13 protein-coding genes are annotated in these 16,293 nt (G+C 73.6%); 9 read left to right on the top strand and 4 right to left on the bottom strand.

Annotation, left to right across the window (positions count from 1 at the left end):
• Together VIU94_RS30865 and VIU94_RS30860 are read left to right on the top strand one after the other, a co-directional pair.
• The coding region (locus VIU94_RS30865) for an AAA family ATPase (RefSeq protein ID WP_331916366.1) at positions 1-1,152 on the top strand (1,152 nt) is incomplete at its 5' end.
• Positions 1,153-1,187: 35 nt separating this feature from the next.
• Positions 1,188-2,465: a vWA domain-containing protein gene (locus tag VIU94_RS30860; RefSeq protein WP_331916376.1), complete on the top strand. Its 1,278-nt coding sequence runs from the start codon at positions 1,188-1,190 to the stop codon at positions 2,463-2,465.
• Positions 2,466-2,484: 19 nt separating this feature from the next.
• On the opposite strand, the gene VIU94_RS30855 is transcribed toward VIU94_RS30860, so the two are convergent.
• The 3 genes from VIU94_RS30855 to VIU94_RS30845 form a co-directional block, all read right to left on the bottom strand.
• Entirely contained in the window at positions 2,485-3,408 is a 924-nt protein-coding gene (locus tag VIU94_RS30855; RefSeq protein WP_331916364.1) for an LLM class flavin-dependent oxidoreductase, read from the bottom strand.
• Between the two features lie 27 nt (positions 3,409-3,435).
• Positions 3,436-4,533 carry an NAD(P)/FAD-dependent oxidoreductase gene (locus tag VIU94_RS30850; RefSeq protein ID WP_331916362.1) on the bottom strand — a complete coding sequence of 366 codons (1,098 nt, stop codon included), beginning with the start codon at positions 4,531-4,533 and terminating at the stop codon, positions 3,436-3,438.
• A gap of 96 nt (positions 4,534-4,629) precedes the next feature.
• The gene (locus VIU94_RS30845) at positions 4,630-5,088 is read right to left on the bottom strand and encodes a MarR family winged helix-turn-helix transcriptional regulator (protein ID WP_331916374.1); all 459 of its coding nucleotides are present in this window, start codon (positions 5,086-5,088) and stop codon (positions 4,630-4,632) included.
• A gap of 107 nt (positions 5,089-5,195) precedes the next feature.
• Between VIU94_RS30845 and VIU94_RS30840 the strand changes: the two genes are divergently transcribed.
• The 7 genes from VIU94_RS30840 (at position 5,196) to VIU94_RS30810 (ending at position 14,339) form a co-directional block, all read left to right on the top strand.
• Positions 5,196-6,131: an oxygenase MpaB family protein gene (locus tag VIU94_RS30840; protein ID WP_331916360.1), complete on the top strand. Its 936-nt coding sequence runs from the start codon at positions 5,196-5,198 to the stop codon at positions 6,129-6,131.
• Positions 6,113-8,416, top strand: coding sequence for a serine/threonine-protein kinase (locus VIU94_RS30835; RefSeq protein ID WP_331916358.1), 2,304 nt, complete (start codon positions 6,113-6,115; stop codon positions 8,414-8,416). The genes VIU94_RS30840 and VIU94_RS30835 overlap by 19 nt, the downstream gene beginning before the upstream one ends.
• 67 nt (positions 8,417-8,483) lie before the next feature.
• A complete protein-coding gene (locus VIU94_RS30830) occupies positions 8,484-10,034 on the top strand; it encodes a phytoene desaturase family protein (RefSeq protein WP_331916356.1) in 1,551 nt (516 codons plus the stop codon).
• Positions 10,035-10,222: 188 nt separating this feature from the next.
• Positions 10,223-11,257 (top strand): L-threonine 3-dehydrogenase, zinc-binding type, encoded by a 1,035-nt coding sequence (gene tdh / locus VIU94_RS30825; RefSeq protein WP_331916354.1) that lies wholly within the window; start codon positions 10,223-10,225, stop codon positions 11,255-11,257.
• Between the two features lie 2 nt (positions 11,258-11,259).
• Positions 11,260-12,459 (top strand): glycine C-acetyltransferase, encoded by a 1,200-nt coding sequence (gene kbl / locus VIU94_RS30820; RefSeq protein WP_331916352.1) that lies wholly within the window; start codon positions 11,260-11,262, stop codon positions 12,457-12,459.
• A 26-nt stretch (positions 12,460-12,485) separates the two neighbouring features.
• Entirely contained in the window at positions 12,486-13,394 is a 909-nt protein-coding gene (locus VIU94_RS30815; protein WP_331916350.1) for a LysR family transcriptional regulator, read from the top strand.
• 54 nt (positions 13,395-13,448) lie between these two features.
• A complete protein-coding gene (locus VIU94_RS30810; protein WP_331916348.1) occupies positions 13,449-14,339 on the top strand; it encodes a proline iminopeptidase-family hydrolase in 891 nt (296 codons plus the stop codon).
• A 19-nt stretch (positions 14,340-14,358) separates the two neighbouring features.
• Here the strand turns inward: VIU94_RS30810 and VIU94_RS30805 are convergent, their stop codons facing one another.
• Positions 14,359-16,158, bottom strand: coding sequence for a serine hydrolase domain-containing protein (locus VIU94_RS30805; protein ID WP_331916346.1), 1,800 nt, complete (start codon positions 16,156-16,158; stop codon positions 14,359-14,361).
• Positions 16,159-16,293: the final 135 nt, after the last annotated feature.

Below are 16,293 nucleotides of genomic sequence, written 5' to 3'. Positions count from 1 at the left end.
CGCCCGGACACCCAACTGGAGGCCCTGACCCTCGCCGTAGCCGCCGACCTCCCCGTGCTGCTCTGGGGCGAGCCCGGCATCGGCAAGACCGCGGCCCTGAACCAGCTCGCCGACGCCCTGGACCTCCCGCTGACCACGGTGATCGCCAGCGTGCACGAGCCGTCGGACTTCTCCGGCCTCCCCATCGTCGGTGACGATCCCGCACAGCAGGGCGTGCCGCTGGCCCCGCCGGACTGGGCCGTCCGTCTCGTACGGGCAGGGCGGGGCCTGCTGTTCCTGGACGAACTGTCCACCGCGACCCCGGCCGTACAGGCGGCGCTGCTTCGGCTCGTCCTGGAGCGGCGGATCGGTTCGCTCCAACTGCCGCCCGGAGTGCGGATCGTGGCGGCCGCCAACCCGCGGTCCTCGGCCGCCGACGGCTGGGAGCTGAGTGCCCCGCTGGCCAACCGCTTCGTGCATCTGCAGTGGACCCACGACCACGAGGTCGTCGTACGCGGCCTCGGCGGGACCTGGCCCCGCGCCACCCTGCCCCGGCTCGACCCGGAGCGGCTGCCGGAGGCCGTGGACCGAGCCCGTCGCGCGGTGTGCGGGCTGCTCACCGCCCGGCCCGCGCTCGTCCACCGGCTGCCCACCACCGAGACCAGGCGCGGCGGGGCCTGGCCGTCGCCCCGGAGCTGGGACATGACCGTGTGTCTCATCGCCTTCGCCACCGCGGCCGGCTCCGACCGTGACGTGCTCTCGCTGCTGATCCGCGGCACCGTGGGGGACGGGCCCGGCCTCGAACTGCTCGCCTGCCTGGACCGGATGGACCTGCCCGACCCCGAGCTGCTGCTCGCCGACCCCGCGAACGCCGAGCTGCCCGAACGGGGCGACCGCCGTCAGGCCACCCTCGAAGGCGTGGTGGAGGCGGTCAAGGCCCGGCCCGACAAGCCCCGCTGGGACGCGGCATGGGAGCTGCTGGTCCGGGCCCTGGAGACCGGGGCCCCGGACCTGGTGGTCGTCCCCGCGACCACGCTCGCCTCGTTGCGCCAGGAGGAGTGGGACGTCCCGGAGTCGATCGAGCGGCTCGCGGGCGCGGTCTCGCTGTCCCGCCGCGCCGACCGCTCGGTGGCCCGCGTGGCCGCGGCGGGCCCCGCCACGGTGGGCCGATGAGCACCGCCATGGACGGGGACGAGGCGAGCACCGCCATGGACGGGGACGAGGCGAGCATCGCCACGGGCGGGCACCACGCGAGCACCCCCATGGACTGGGACAAGCTCTTCGCCGCCCGACTGCACGCCGTAAAGGTCCGGCCCTACCTCGCGACGGCGCTGTTCGCCCTGCACGCCGTCGAGTCGCGGAGGGTGCCGACGATGGCCGTCGACCGGTACTGGCGGTGTTATGTCTCGCCGCACTTCGTGGCGCGGACGCCGGTCGAGGAGCTCGCCGGGGTGTGGGTGCACGAGGTGTCGCACCTGCTGCGCGACCATCACGGGCGCGGCGACAGGGTGGCCAGGCAACGCGGGCTGACCGGCGCGGGGGACCGGCTGCGGATGAACATCGCGGCGGACTGCGAGATCAACGACGACGTGTACGGCGACGGCCTCGCACGGCCCGAAGGGGCAGTGCTGCCACGGACGTTGGGGCTGCCCGAAGGCGAGCTCATGGAGGACTACCTGCGCCAGTTCCGGCTCGGGCCGTGGCTGGACGACATGGCCGCCTGGCTCGACTGCGGCAGCGGCGCGGACGGGCTGGACCGGGAGTGGGACCTCGGTCCGGACGGCGCGCACGCCCTCAGCGAGCAGGAGCAGGACGCGGTCCGCTTCCGGGTGGCGCAGGGCATCACGGGCTGCCCGGGGGACACGCCGAAGGGGTGGAAGCGGTGGGCGGAGGAGGCCTTTCATCCGCCGCAGCCGTGGCGGCAGTTGCTGGGCGCGGCGTTCCGTGCCGCCGCCTCCGGCTCCGGAGCGGGTCAGGACTACTCGTACGGCAGGCCGGCGCGCCGCTCGGTCGCACTGCGCGGCGTCGTTCTGCCGGCCCTGCGGCGCAGGCCGCCCCGGGTGTCGGTGATCATCGACACCTCGGGTTCGGTCAGCGACGCCGAACTCGGCAGCGCGCTCCTGGAGGTGGCCGCGATCTCCCGCTCCGTGGGCGGTCGGCGCGACCTGATCAACGTGCTGCCGTGCGACGCCGCGGCCCGGGTCGTCCACCCGCTGTGCCGGGCCGAGGGCATTCCGCTGCTGGGCGGCGGCGGCACGGACCTGCGTACCGGCTTCGCCGCCGCGCTCCGCACCCCGCCCCGGCCGGACGTCGTCGTCGTCCTGACGGATGGCCAGACGCCCTGGCCGGAGGCGCAACCGCCCTGCCGGACGGTGGTGGGCCTGTTCCCGCGGAAGGCGAGGGGCCGCGGGTCGTGGGACGAGGACAATCCCGACTACAAGCCGAAGGGCCCGCCGGCCTGGGCCCGCGTCGTCGAGATCGGGTGACCGACTGCCGGCTCCGGGGCTACCCCCGCTCCTTCGCGACCGCCTCCCGCACGGCCGGGGCGATCTCCGTGGCCCAGCGGCCGAGTGTCGTGAGGTCCGCGTGGCCGTGGTCGGTGGTGAAGAGGACGAAGCCGGACGCGCCGTGCTCCAGAACCGCCCCGGTCAGCTCCTCGACCCACTGGTCGACGGAGCCGCCGACCCAACGGCTCTGCTCGTCGCGGGTGGCGGCGAGCGGACGGTCGGTGATCCGGCCCGGGAAATTGAAGACCGTGCGGACGTCGCGGGGATCGCGGCCCGCCGCGGCCGCCGCCTCGTCGATGCGAGGGCGGGACTCCCGGTACCGCGGGCTGAGCCAGTCGGCCGCGTGGCCCGGGAGCCAGCCGTCGGCCACCCGGCCGGTGACGGCCAGGGACTTCGGGCCGACGGCGCCGGTCCACACCTCGGGCGCGGCCACCGGCGACGGCTCGATGCGCTCCACCCGGTAGAACCGGCCCTCGTGGGTCACCGGCGGGCCACCGCCCGACAGTTCCCTGACCAGCACGATCGCCTCCTCGAAGGCGCGTACCGCGTCGCCGGGCGAGAGCCGCTCCACGCCCATGTCGGCGATCCGGTCCCACAGTCCGCCGGCGCCCATGCCGAGGACGAACCGGCCCTCGGAGAGCGCCGACAGCGAGGTGACCATGCGCGCGAGCATGGGCGCCGGCCGGGTCGGCAGGTTGGTGACGTTGGCGAAGCCCGCGATGCGCTCGGTGCGGCCGAGGACGAAGCCGAGGGTGGCGTACGCGTCCACCCGGCCGCCGAGGTAGGGGTGGTCCGACAGCGAGAAGAGGTCGAGCCCGTCGCGGTCGGCCTGCTGGGTCATCCGCAGCAGGTCGGGCAGCTCGTGGAGGCCGGTGGGCGCTCCGAAGCCGAAGGCGAGCGGCGGCACTGTGTGTCCGGACATCGTTCTGCCTTTCCGTTCAGGGGGTGTTCAGGAGGCGGCGGTGCCGAACAGTTCGGCGAAGCGGCCGGTGAAGAGATCGCCGCCCTTGTACGCGGAGACCGTGTCGGCCGTGACGACGTTCGGGCCGTCGGGCGAGGGCAGTTGACCGACGCCGCCCGTCATGCCGAGCGGGAGCAGGATCATCGGGTCGGGCGCGGGTCGGTACGCGGCCGTGGGCTCCTCGCCGCGCAGTTGCGCGGCGATGTTCCGCGCCACGACCTCGGCGTGCTGCATCGCGTACCCGGCCATCTTCGCCTCGGCGAGGTCGGTGAGGTCGCCCACGGCGTACACGTGGGCGTGGCCCCGGACGTGCAGGGTCTCGGTGACCGGGACCCGGCCGTCCTCCGTGCGGGCGGTGAGCCGGCCGTCGGCCAGGTAGTCGCTGTCGACGCGCACGCCGTGGGCGCGGAACCAGATGTCGGCGGTGAGCTCGTCGCCGTCGGCGGTGGCGACCGTGAAGGTCCCCGCCAGGCCGGGACCGGTGGCCGGCGGCGCGGTCAGCGTCGTGCCGAGCCGCAGCCGGACGTCCCGCTCGGCGAGCTGGCGGTGCAGGTCCTCGCGCATCTCCGGCCGGAAGCCGGGCAGCAGCTGCTCGGCCGGGTCGACGACGGTGATCTCCTTGTCGGACCAGACCTCGCGGATCTCGCCGGCCAGCTCCAGACCGACCGGCCCGGCCCCCAGGATCAGCACCCGCTCCGCGCTCTGCAGTTCCTTGTGGCTCCGGCGGAGGTCGTCCAGCGCCTCGGCGGCGGAGTCCGCCTCCGGCTTGGCCGGGTACGCGTACCGGGAGCCGGTGGCCAGGACCAGGTAGTCGGCCTCGACCCGGCGGCCGGAGGCCAGGGTGACGCCCTCGGGGTCCACCGAGGCCGCCCGCTCGCGGATCACCTTGCCCCGCGAGAGCAGGGTGTCGAACGGGAAGAACACGTTGCCCGCCCAGTCGGGCCGGGCCAGGGCCCGGAGCGATCCCGCCGCGTTGACGAACGCGTCCCGCGGATCGATCAGTACGACATCGGCCTCGGAGTCCAGCGCCTTGGCGACCGCGGACCCGCCGTAGCCCCCGCCGATGACTGCGACCGTACGACTCATTGTTTCGCTCCCCATGCAGACAAGAGTTGCAGTTCGTGTCACGAACCATATTAGTTCGTGACGCGAACTGCAACCTTTCTCTCGTCGTGCCGGGGGTCACCGGCCTCCGGGGGCCGCCGATCCCTCGTCGGGCTCCCCGAAGAGCTCCGGGACCGCGTTGTCGCGCACCACGCGGCCGAGCAGGACGACGAGCGCGTCCTGCTCGGCGGCGCTCAGCCCGGAAGGCAGCTCCTCTATCAGCCGGCAGGTCCCGACGTAGAACTCCTCCGCCAGCCGCGCCCCTTGAGGGGTGAGCGCGACCCGCACCGCGCGCTGGTCGCCGGGGTCCGGCTCGCGGCGGACCAGCCCGTTGCGCTCGCTGCGGTCCACCAGGCCGGTCAGGCTCGACTTCGCGAGGCGCAGCATCGCGCCCAACTCGCCCATGCCGTACGGCTGCGCCATCAGCACGCACAGCAACTGCCCCTGCTGCGGGGTCAGGCTGTGCTCCCGCGCCGACTCCGCGTACACGGCGTTCACCAGGAACGTGGACCGCACCAGTGCGGTCGCCATGGCCATCCGGCCGTCATCATGCTTTCCCACCTGGGCACGGTAACATTTCGGCCCCGGAAATTCGTGGGACGAAGTACTGAGTGGAGGGACCCCCGCGAGGGAAGGAACCCGACGTGAACCCCGAAGCCACCGCACCCCCCGCCGCCGACCCCGGGCTCTTCGGCCCCGAGTCCGTCACCTGGCAGCTGCACGGCGACCCGGTCATGTGGATCGCCGGGGTGCGGGCGCTCTACCTTCAGGCGCTGCACCCGCGTGCCGTCCGCGGGGTCATGATCAACAGCACTGCTTTCAATGAAAAGAGGGGCCAGAGGGACGCCTGGGGACGGCTGCTGCGCACCGCGAACTTCGTCGGCACCATCAGCTACGGCACCGCCGAGGCCGCGGAGGCCGCCGGGGCCCGGGTGCGCAAGATCCACCGACTGCTCGGCGTCGACGACCCGGAGCTGCTGCTCTGGGTGCACTGCGCCGAGGTCGACTCGTACCTGAGCGTCGCCCGCCGCTCCGGCATCCCGCTGACCGACGCCCAGGCCGACCGGTACATCGACGAACACCGCACCTCCGCCCGGCTCGTCGGCCTCGACCCCGACGAGACGCCGGCCACCGTCGCCGCACTCGACGCCTACTTCGCCGCCGTGCGCCCGCAGCTCGCCGCCGGCGCCGACGCCCACGTCGTCGACGACTTCCTGCGCCGACCCCCGGTCCCACCGCTCCTCGGGCCCGCCCGCGCCCTGATCTGGCGGCACGTCGCGGCCCTCGCGTACGACACCCTGCCCCCGTACGCCCATGAGTTGTACGGCCGGCCCGCGCCGCCGCCCGAGACCGTCACCCACCGGCTCGTAGCCACGGCGAACGCGCTCCGGAGCATCCCCGCCCGGCTGCGCTGGAGGTTGCCGCCCGGTCACATCTTGAACGCGATGGCGCGACTCGGGCCCGCCACACGGCCCGCCCCGTTCAAACTGCACAGACAGGCCGCCATACTGGACGGGCCGGGAGGGGCGCAGCAGCGAAGCGACGGGGGCGACAGCACGCGATGGCGGACACCAGGCTGATCCAGGGCCGGTACCGGCTGCTCGAAATCATCGGGCGGGGCGGCATGGGCGAGGTGTGGCGTGCCACCGACGAGTCCCTCGGCCGCAGCGTGGCCGTCAAGTGCCTCAAACCGCTCGGTCCGCAGCACGGCCGAAGCGACGACAACTTCGTCAAGGTGCTCCGCGAGCGCTTCCGCCGCGAGGCCCGGGTCGCCGCCTCCCTCCAGCACCGCGGCGTCACCGTCGTGCACGACTTCGGCGAGTCGGACGGGGTGCTCTTCCTCGTCATGGAACTCCTGGAGGGGCAGAACCTCAGCCAGCTCCTGGAGGAGAACAAGCAGGCCCCGCTGCCCGTGGGCGAGGTCGTCGACATCGCCGAACAGGTCGCCGACGCGCTCGCGTACACCCACCGCCAGGGCATCGTGCACCGCGACCTCAAGCCCGCGAACATCATGCGGCTCACCGACGGCGCGGTGAAGATCTGCGACTTCGGCATCGCCCGGCTCGGCGCGGACATCGGCTTCACCTCCCGCCTCACCGGCACCGGCATCGCGATGGGCACGCCGCACTACATGTCGCCCGAGCAGATCAGCGGCTCCGAGGTCGATCACCGCAGCGACCTGTACTCGCTCGGCTGCGTGCTCTATGAGATCGCCACGGGCGTGCCGCCCTTCGACCTCGACGACGCCTGGGCCGTACTGGTCGGACATCGCGACACCCCGCCCGTCCCGCTGCGCGAGCACCGCGCCGAACTGCCCGCGTTCCTCGACCGGATCGTCCTCGACCTGCTCGCCAAGACGCCCGAGGGCCGCCCCGACGACGCGGCCGAGCTGCGCCACCGCATCGCGGCGGCCCGCTCGGGGCCGGTGCTGGTGGACCCGGCCGGGCATGCCGCCGGAGCGCACCCGACCGCCGCTCACCCAGGCGTACTGCCTCGACCACTCCAGCCGGCGCCGCCCGAGCCCCGGCTCCCGGAGCTCCCGGACTGGACGCGGGGCATGACCACCGGGCACAAGGCCGCCGGCGGCTCGCTCGCCGCGCTGCGGGCCACGCCGTACGACCCCTCCGCCGGGCTCACCAACGAGTGGACGTCGATCGGCATGCCGCCGCCGGTCCAGCTGCCCGGCGCGGCCGCCCGCGTCGAGCGCCCCACGCCGTCGCCGGAGCTGCTGTCGGTGCTGGCCAGCCGGCACAACGCCGGGCTCAGCCTCGGCCGGCTCGGCCGCTGGGAGGAGGCCGGCGACGTGCACCGGGCCCTCGCGCAGGACCGAGCGCAGGCACTCGGCGCCGACCACCCGGACACCCTCACCAGCCGCTACGAGGTCGGCTTCACCCTCAGCCGGACCGGCCGCGCCGCCGAGGCGCTCCACGAGTTCGCCCATGTCGCCGACGGGCGCGAGAGGACGCTCGGGGCCGACCACCCGGACACCCTCGCCGCCCGCCAGGAGACCGCGTACGTCCTCGGCCGGCTCGGCCGGCACGCCGAGGCGCACCAGGTGTACGCGTCGGTGCTCGCGTCCCGGGAGCGGACCATGGGGCCCGATCACCCCGACACCCTGCGCTGCCGCCACAACCTGGCGTTCAACCTGGGCAGGCTCGGCCGCTTGGAGGAGTCGTACCGGACGGCCCAGGACGTCGCGGACGCGCGCGCCCGGCTGCTCGGCGCGACGCACCCGGACACGCTGGTGACTCGGTACGAAGTGGCTTATACCCTGGGTCAGTTGGGTCGCTGGCCGGACGCGCTGCACGCGTACCGCGAGGTCGCGACGGCGCGCGCCGCGGTCTTCGGCGCCGATCACCCCGACGCCCTCGCCGCGCGCTACGAGGTCGGCATCTGCCTGGGCCGCCTCGGGCGCAGCGCGGAGGCGCTGGAGCTGTACCGGGAGCTGGTGGCCGCCCGGACCCGTGTGCACGGCCCCGACCACCCCGAGACCCTGCGCGCCCGGCACGGGCTCGGCGTCAACCTCGGCCGGCTGGCGCGCTGGGAGGAGGCCCTGGAGGAGTCCCGGGACGTCTGCACGCTGCGCGAGCGGGTCCTCGGTGGCGATCACCCCGACACCCTGGTGTCCCGCCGCGAGGTTGCCGTCGGCCTCGGCTGGCTGGGCCGCTGGTCCGACGCGCTGAGCGCGTACCGCCAGGTGGCCGAGGCCCGCGACCGGGTCCTCGGCCCGGCTCACCCCGACGCCCTGGCCAGCCGCAACGACGAGGCCCACTGCCTGGAGCAGCTCGGCCGACACGCCGAGGCCGTCGACCTGTACCGCCACGTCGCCACCCTGCGCCGCCAGCAGGGGGCGGCGACGGGCTGACCGCCGCCGGACTGTCCCATTCCGCGCGCGGGCTACCGCGGCCGATCTTCGCGTGCTAGCAAGAGACATGACCGCACCTGGGAAGCCCACACAGCGCTCGTACGACGTCGTCATCGTCGGCGCAGGACACAACGGACTGGTCGCCGCCGCCTATCTGGCCCGGGCCGGGCGGAGCGTGCTCGTGCTCGAACGGCTGGGGAACACCGGGGGAGCGGCCGTCTCCACCCGGCCGTTCGCCGGGGTGGACGCACGGCTCTCGCGGTACTCGTACCTCGTCTCGCTGCTGCCGCGGAAGATCGTGGACGACCTCGGGGTCCGGTTCGCCGTGCGGAAGCGGACCGTGTCCTCGTACACCCCCAAGGGCGACGGCGGGCTCCTGGTCGCCGAACCCGAGCGCACCCGCGCCTCGTTCGCCGCGCTCACCGGGTCCGACCGCGAGTACGAGGCCTGGGAGCGGTTCTACGGCGCGACCGCCCACGCCGCCCGCCGGATCTTCCCGACCCTCACCGAACCGCTGCCCCGCCGCGCCGAGTTGCGGGCCCGGCTCGACGACGAGGCGATCTGGCGGATGCTCTTCGAGGAGCCCATCGGGGCGGCCGTCGAGAAGAACTTCGACGACGACCTCGTCCGCGGCGTCGTCCTCACCGACGCGCTGATCGGCACCTTCGCCGACGCCCACGACCCGTCCCTGCTCCAAAACAGGTGCTTCCTCTACCACGTCATCGGCAACGGGACCGGCGACTGGGACGTCCCCGTCGGCGGTATGGGCGCGCTCACCGACGCCCTCGCCGCCGCTGCCCGCGCCGCCGGCGCGGAGATCCTCACCGGGCACGAGGCCGTCCGGATCGAGACCGACGGCGCGCACGCCGAGGTCGCCTTCCGCACCGCCGACGGCGAGGGCGTCGCGGCGGCCGAGCACGTACTCGTCAACGCCTCCCCGCAGGCCCTCGCCGGCCTCCTGGGCGACCCGCCCCCGGCCCCCGCCGAAGGCGCCCAGCTCAAGGTGAACATGCTGCTCACCCGGCTGCCCCGGCTCCGCGACCGCTCCGTCGACCCGCGCGAGGCCTTCGCCGGCACCTTCCACATCGCCGAGGGGTACGGGCAGCTGGCGACCGCGTACCGGGAGGCGGCGGCCGGCCGGCTGCCCGGCGCCCCGCCCTCCGAGATCTACTGCCACTCCCTGACCGACCCGTCGATCCTCGGCCCGGAGCTCGCCGAGCAGGGCTACCAGACCCTCACGCTCTTCGGACTGCACACCCCCGCCCGCCTGTTCGCCGCCGACAACGACGCCGCCCGCGCCGAGCTGCTCGCCGCCACCCTCGCCCAGCTCGACGCCTGCCTGGACGAGCCGATCGCCGACGTGCTGGCCCGCGACGCCGACGGCCGGCCGTGCATCGAGGCCAAGACGCCGCTCGACCTGGAGCACGACCTGCGCCTGCCCGGCGGCCACATCTTCCACCGCGACCTGTCCTTCCCGTACGCCACCGAGACCACCGGCCGCTGGGGCGTCGAGACCGCGCACCCCAACGTCCTGCTGTGCGGCGCGGGCGCCGTCCGGGGCGGCGGGGTGAGCGGGATCCCCGGCCACAACGCCGCGATGGCGGTGCTCGGACGTTGACGCCCGCGCCCGCCGGGTTGACGCCCCGGGCCCGCCGGCCTGGGGCGTGAAGCCCAGCTTGGGCAGCGCTTAAGAAAACCTCGATGGACCGCGAGCCCGACGTAAGGAAGATTTCTTCCAGGGATCTTGTGCGCGCAGCCGCGCCCGGACCCCGATCTCACAGGACTCGCACATCGGGAGCCATTGCATTGAAGGCGCTGGTCAAGCTGAAGGCGGAGCCGGGACTCTGGCTCACGGACGTGCCGGAGCCGGAGGCCGGCCCCGGTGACGTGCTCATCAAGGTCCTGCGGACCGGAATCTGCGGTACCGACCTGCACATCCGCTCCTGGGACGGATGGGCGCAGAAGACCATCGCCACGCCGCTGACGCTCGGGCACGAGTTCGTCGGCGAGGTCGTCGAGGTCGGCAAGGACGTCGCCGACATCGCCGTCGGCGACCGGGTCAGCGGCGAGGGCCACCTGGTGTGCGGCAAGTGCCGCAACTGTCTGGCCGGCCGCCGCCACCTGTGCCGCGCCACCATCGGCCTCGGCGTCGGCCGGGACGGCGCGTTCGCCGAGTACGTCGTGCTGCCCGCCGCCAACGTGTGGGTGCACCGGGTCCCCGTCGACCTCGACATCGCCGCGATCTTCGACCCGTTCGGCAACGCCGTGCACACCGCGCTGTCCTTCCCGCTGGTCGGCGAGGACGTGCTGGTCACCGGCGCCGGCCCGATCGGCATCATGGCCGCCGCCGTCGCCAAGCACGCCGGCGCCCGCCACGTCATGATCACCGACGTGAGCGAGGAGCGCCTGGACCTGGCCCGCAAGGCGGGCGTCTCGCTCGCCCTGAACGTCGCGGAGACGACGATCGCCGAGGGCCAGCGGACCCTCGGCCTCAAGGAGGGCTTCGACGTCGGCCTGGAGATGTCCGGCAACCCGCGCGCGATGCGCGACATGGTCGCCAACATGACCAACGGCGGCAAGATCGCGATGCTCGGTCTGCCCGCCGAGGACTTCTCCGTCGACTGGGCGAAGATCGTCACCTCGATGATCACCATCAAGGGCATCTACGGCCGCGAGATGTTCGAGACCTGGTACGCGATGTCGGTCCTCCTGGAGGGCGGCCTGGACCTCGCCCCGGTCATCACCGGCCGCTACGCCTTCACCGACTTCGAGGCGGCCTTCGACGATGCCGCGTCCGGCAAGGGCGGAAAGATCATCCTCGACTGGACCACTGGAGCCTGAACATGTTCGATTCCGTACGCGACGACCTGCGCACCACCCTCGAAGAGATCAAGCAGGCCGGACTCCACAAGCCCGAGCGCGTCATCGGCACCCCGCAGTCCGCCACCGTGGCCGTGACCGCGGGCGGCCGCCCCGGTGAGGTGCTCAACTTCTGCGCCAACAACTACCTCGGCCTCGCCGACCACCCCGAGGTCGTCGCCGCCGCCCACGAGGCGCTGGACCGCTGGGGCTACGGCATGGCCTCGGTCCGCTTCATCTGCGGCACGCAGGAGGTGCACAAGGAGCTGGAGGCCCGGCTGTCCTCCTTCCTCGGCCAGGAGGACACGATCCTCTACTCCTCCTGCTTCGACGCCAACGGCGGCGTGTTCGAGACGATCCTCGGCCCCGAGGACGCCGTCATCTCCGACGCCCTCAACCACGCCTCGATCATCGACGGCATCCGCCTCTCCAAGGCCCGCCGCTTCCGCTACGCCAACCGCGACATGGCCGACCTGGAGCGCCAGCTCAAGGAGGCCACGGAGGGCGGCGCCCGGCGCAAGCTGATCGTCACCGACGGCGTGTTCTCGATGGACGGCTACGTCGCCCCGCTCGCCGAGATCTGCGACCTGGCCGAGCGCTACGACGCCATGGTCATGGTCGACGACTCGCACGCCGTCGGCTTCGTCGGCCCCGGCGGCCGCGGCACCCCCGAGCTGCACGACGTGATGGACCGCGTCGACATCATCACCGGCACCCTCGGCAAGGCCCTCGGCGGCGCTTCCGGCGGCTACGTGGCCGCCCGCGCCGAGATCGTCGCCCTGCTGCGCCAGCGCTCGCGCCCGTACCTCTTCTCCAACACCCTCGCACCGGTGATCGCCGCCGCCTCCCTCAAGGTCCTGGACCTGCTGGAGTCCGCCGGCGACCTGCGCGAGCGGCTCAACGAGAACACCGCGCTGTTCCGCGGCCGGATGACCGAGGAGGGCTTCGACATCCTCCCCGGCGACCACGCGATCGCCCCCGTCATGATCGGCGACGCCGCCGAGGCCGGGCGGATGGCCGAGCTGCTCCTGGAGCGCGGCGTGTACGTGATCGGCTTCTCGTACCCCGTCGTCCCGCAGGGCGCGGCGCGCATCCGCGTCCAGCTCTCGGCCGCGCACTCCACCGAGGACGTCAACCGCGTGGTGGACGCCTTCGTCGAGGCCCGGGCGGCCCTGCGGGGGTAGTCCCCGGAGGCTGCGACACTAGGAGCATGATCGAAGCGCGGCGGCTGCACATTCTCCGGGCGGTGGCCGACCACCGCACCGTGACGGCGGCGGCCGCCGCGCTGTATCTCACCCCCTCCGCCGTGTCCCAGCAGCTCGCCGCCCTTGAGCAGGAGACCGGGCACCGGCTCGTCGACCGCAGCGCCCGAGGAGCCCGGCTCACCCCGGCCGGGGAGATCCTGCTGAGCCACGCCAACGCCGTGCTGGCCCAGCTGGAACGGGCCGAGTCCGAGCTCGCCGCGTACGGCTCCGGGGAGGCCGGCAGGGTCACGGTGGCGGCCTTCGCCACCGGGATCGGCCTGGTCGTGGCCCCGGCGATCACCGAGCTCGCCCGCACCTCGCCCGGCATCCGGGTCCGGGTCAGGGACGCGGAGGGCGACGCGAGCCTGCTGATGGTCCTGGACCGGCAGGTCGACGTCGCCGTCGCGGTCGAGTACCGCGGAGCGCCCGGCGAGGACGACGCCCGGCTCACCCGGCTGCCGCTGTACGCCGAGCCCTTCGACGCCGTCCTGCCGCTCGGCCACCGGCTCGCGGACAACGAGCGGGTGGCGCTCGCCGATCTGGCGAAGGACCCCTGGATCGGCCAGTCCGCCGGCAACCCCTGCCACGACGTGACCGTACTGGCCTGCGAGTACGCGGGCTTCGAGCCCCGGCTCGACCACTCATCGGACGACTTCCGGGCCGTCGTGGCCCTGGCCGCCGCAGACGCGGGCGTCGCGCTCGTCCCGCGCTCCGCGCTGCGCGGGACCGACCTCGCCGGCGTGGTGATCCGCCCGGTGGACGGCGACGCGCCGACCCGCCGGGTCTTCGCCGCCGTCCGCCGCGGCTCCGAGGACCACCCCCTGATCGCCCCGGTCCTCGCCGCCCTGCGCGCGGCCGCCGAACCGCGCGCCTGAGCCGCCGCCCTGCCCATCATGGAAGGGGAGGGCTGTCCCGGCAGGAGGTGCGTCATGACCGTGATCGAGGGCTACGTGCCGTTCCGCGGCCATCGGACCTGGTACCAGGTCGTGGGCGAGCTCGGCGGTCCGGACGGGAGAGTGCCGCTGCTCGTGGTGAACGGCGGACCGGGCCTGCCGCACGACTACCTGCAGGATCTCGCCGTCCTGGCCGATGACGGCGGACGCCCGGTCGTCTTCTACGACCAGCTCGGCTGCGGCAGGTCCGACCGGCCGGACGACCCCGCGCTGTGGACGATCGACACGTACGTCGCGGAGCTCGGCGCGGTCCGGGAGACGCTCGGACTCGACCCCGTCCACCTGCTCGGTCACTCCTGGGGGACCCAGGTGGTCCTCGAGCACCTGCTCGGCAAGCCGACCGGCGTGACCTCCGCGATCCTCTCGGGCCCCATCGCGAGCGCCCCGCTCTACCAGGCCGAGGCCCGCCGGCTGAAGGCCGAACTCCCGGCGGACGTACAGCAGACCCTCGACCGGCACGAGGCGGCGGGCACCACCGACGACCCGGCCTACCAGGGCGCGACGATCGCCTACTACCGGCAGTGGATGTGCCGGCTCGACCCCTGGCCGGAGTACATCGTCCAGGGCATGGCGGACATGCGCCACGACATCTACGGCGCCCTGTGGGGCACGGCGGAGTGGAACCTCACCGGCGCGCTGAAGGACTGGGACGTCACCGACCGGCTCGGCGAGGTGGACCTGCCGGTCCTGGTGACGTCCGGCCGGTACGACGTGTGCACGCCCGCCGTCGTGCGCCCGGTCGCCGAGGGGATCCCGGGCGCGGAGTGGGTGCTGTTCGAGAAGAGCGCCCATCTCGCCTCGATCGAGGAGCCCGAGCACTACCGGCAGGTCGTGACGGGCTTCCTCTCCGAGATCGAGGCGGACTGAACGCGGCCGCGCGGGTCTCTCAGTCCGCCGACGTCTCCCAGCCCGCCGCCTCGATGCGGGCCGCGTCCGACGGTCGGGCGTCGTCGAAGAGCGGCCGGTCCGCGGCGTCGACGACGCGCGGGCGCTCCACGTACACCCCGCGCCCGACGTACCGCTGGTCGGTCGCGTACCGCCAGCGCAGCCGGACGGGCGAGGAGGCCCAGGCCGACAGGTCGGCCGTCGCCCGGTGCCAGACGCGGCCCGACCAGCCGCCGACCGATCCGGCCTCGTGCCGCCGGGGCTCCTCGTCCGGCCGTACGGTGGCGAACGGCACCGCCGTCCAGGTCGCGCCGCCGTCCGTCGACGCCTCCAGGTAGGCGGCGTCCGCGCCCGGCTCCGTGTCCCACCACAGACCGCACTCCAGGCGCGCCGCCCCCGTGACCGCGGGCAGCGTCAGGGTGGCGGTCGCGGCGCTGGTCATGCCGGAGAACCAGGCCGTCCGTCCGCGCGCCGGGCGGACAGGGACGGCGCGGGCCAGGGCGTTGGCCGTGGCGACCCGGGGCGCGGAGCCGGTGCGCCAGTTGCGTACGGGGTGCACGGAGTTGCCGAGCACGACGAGGAACGCGTCGGTGCTCGGGTCGAGGACCAGGCTGGTGCCGGTGAAGCCGGTGTGCCCGGCTGTGTGCGGAGTCGCCAGCGCGCCCATGTACCAGTGCTGGTTGAGCTCGAAGCCGAGGCCGTGCTCGTCGCCCGGGAACGCGGTGTTGAAGTCGGTGAACATCAGCCCGACCGACTCGGTGGACAGGATGCGGGCGGCGCCGTACGCCCCGCCGTTGAGCAGGGTGCGGGCGAGGACCGCGAGGTCCCAGGCGCAGGAGAAGACTCCCGCGTGCCCGGCCACGCCGCCGAACCCGTACGCGTTCTCGTCGTGGACCTCGCCCCAGACCATGCCGCGGGCCAGGCCGGACCAGGGCGGCCGGGCGTCCTCGGTGGCGGCGATCTTCGGCCGCCAGGAGGCCGGCGGGTTGAAGCGCGTGCGGCGCATCCCCAGCGGGGCGGTGATCTCCTCGCGGAGCAGGGCGTCCAGCGGGCGGCCGGTGATCTCTTCCAGGACGAGCTGGAGCGAGATCAGGTTCAGGTCCGAGTAGAGGTACTTCGTGCCCGGTGGGCTCGCCGGCGCCTCGTTCCACAGCAGCTGCAGCTTCCCCTCCCGGGTGGGCTCCTTGTAGAGCGGGATCCAGGCGCGGAAGCCCGAGGTGTGCGTGAGCAGCTGACGGACCGTGACGTCCTGCTTCCCGCCGCCGGCGAACTCCGGCAGGTACGCCGCGACCCGTTCCTCCAGCTCCAGCGTTCCGCGCTCGATCTGCTGCACGGCCAGGATCGCGGTGAACAGCTTGGAGACGGAGGCCAGGTCGAACACCGTGTCCTCGGCCATCGCGATCCGCCGCTCGGGCGGGAGCTCGACGCCGGTGTCGGTCTTCTCGTCGTACGCCGCGTAGCGCACCGCGCTGCCGATCGGCCGGTGCAGCGCGACGGTTCCGCCGCGCCCGGCGAGCAGCACCGCGCCCGCGTACCAGGGGTGCTTGGGGGAGGGGCCGAGGAAGGCCTCGGCCTCGGTCACCAGCCGGTCGAGGTATGCGGGGAGCAGCCCGGCCCGCTCGGCGGAGCCGCGGCGCAGGGTGGTGCGCCGGCCGGCCGGGTCCCCGGGGGAGCCGTCGTCGGGCTCCGGGGCCGCGGCGGCCCCCGGGATCGAGCCGACCATCACCGCACCTCCCAGAGCGAGGAGCCCGCCGCCGAACGCGCGGCGGCCGATTCCCCGGCCTGCCGAATCCTCCGTCATCCCCTACCCTCCCACGCCTTTGAAAGAATTCTTCGGTCACACCCGTAGCGCCTGAAACTTTCTTACCGGCGTGGCGGCGCGTCAAGGAAGCGGGCGACACGGCAAAGAATCTGACGCTGCATCAGAAAACCTCTT

The organism is Streptomyces sp. (assembly GCF_036566765.1).
Taxonomy (GTDB): domain Bacteria; phylum Actinomycetota; class Actinomycetes; order Streptomycetales; family Streptomycetaceae; genus Streptomyces.
This window is presented reverse-complemented; position numbering and strand designations above follow the sequence as displayed.

Bases quoted from the DNA above. Each gene is read 5' to 3' on its own strand.
- VIU94_RS30860 (WP_331916376.1), top strand. From the start codon at position 1,188: ATGGACGGGGACGAGGCGAGCATCGCCACGGGCGGGCACCACGCGAGC.
- VIU94_RS30855 (WP_331916364.1), bottom strand. From the start codon at position 3,408: ATGTCCGGACACACAGTGCCGCCGCTCGCCTTCGGCTTCGGAGCGCCC.
- VIU94_RS30850 (WP_331916362.1), bottom strand. From the start codon at position 4,533: ATGAGTCGTACGGTCGCAGTCATCGGCGGGGGCTACGGCGGGTCCGCG.
- VIU94_RS30845 (WP_331916374.1), bottom strand. From the start codon at position 5,088: ATGGCCATGGCGACCGCACTGGTGCGGTCCACGTTCCTGGTGAACGCC.
- VIU94_RS30835 (WP_331916358.1), top strand. From the start codon at position 6,113: ATGGCGGACACCAGGCTGATCCAGGGCCGGTACCGGCTGCTCGAAATC.
- VIU94_RS30830 (WP_331916356.1), top strand. From the start codon at position 8,484: ATGACCGCACCTGGGAAGCCCACACAGCGCTCGTACGACGTCGTCATC.
- kbl (WP_331916352.1), top strand. From the start codon at position 11,260: ATGTTCGATTCCGTACGCGACGACCTGCGCACCACCCTCGAAGAGATC.
- VIU94_RS30815 (WP_331916350.1), top strand. From the start codon at position 12,486: ATGATCGAAGCGCGGCGGCTGCACATTCTCCGGGCGGTGGCCGACCAC.
- VIU94_RS30810 (WP_331916348.1), top strand. From the start codon at position 13,449: ATGACCGTGATCGAGGGCTACGTGCCGTTCCGCGGCCATCGGACCTGG.
- VIU94_RS30805 (WP_331916346.1), bottom strand. From the start codon at position 16,158: ATGACGGAGGATTCGGCAGGCCGGGGAATCGGCCGCCGCGCGTTCGGC.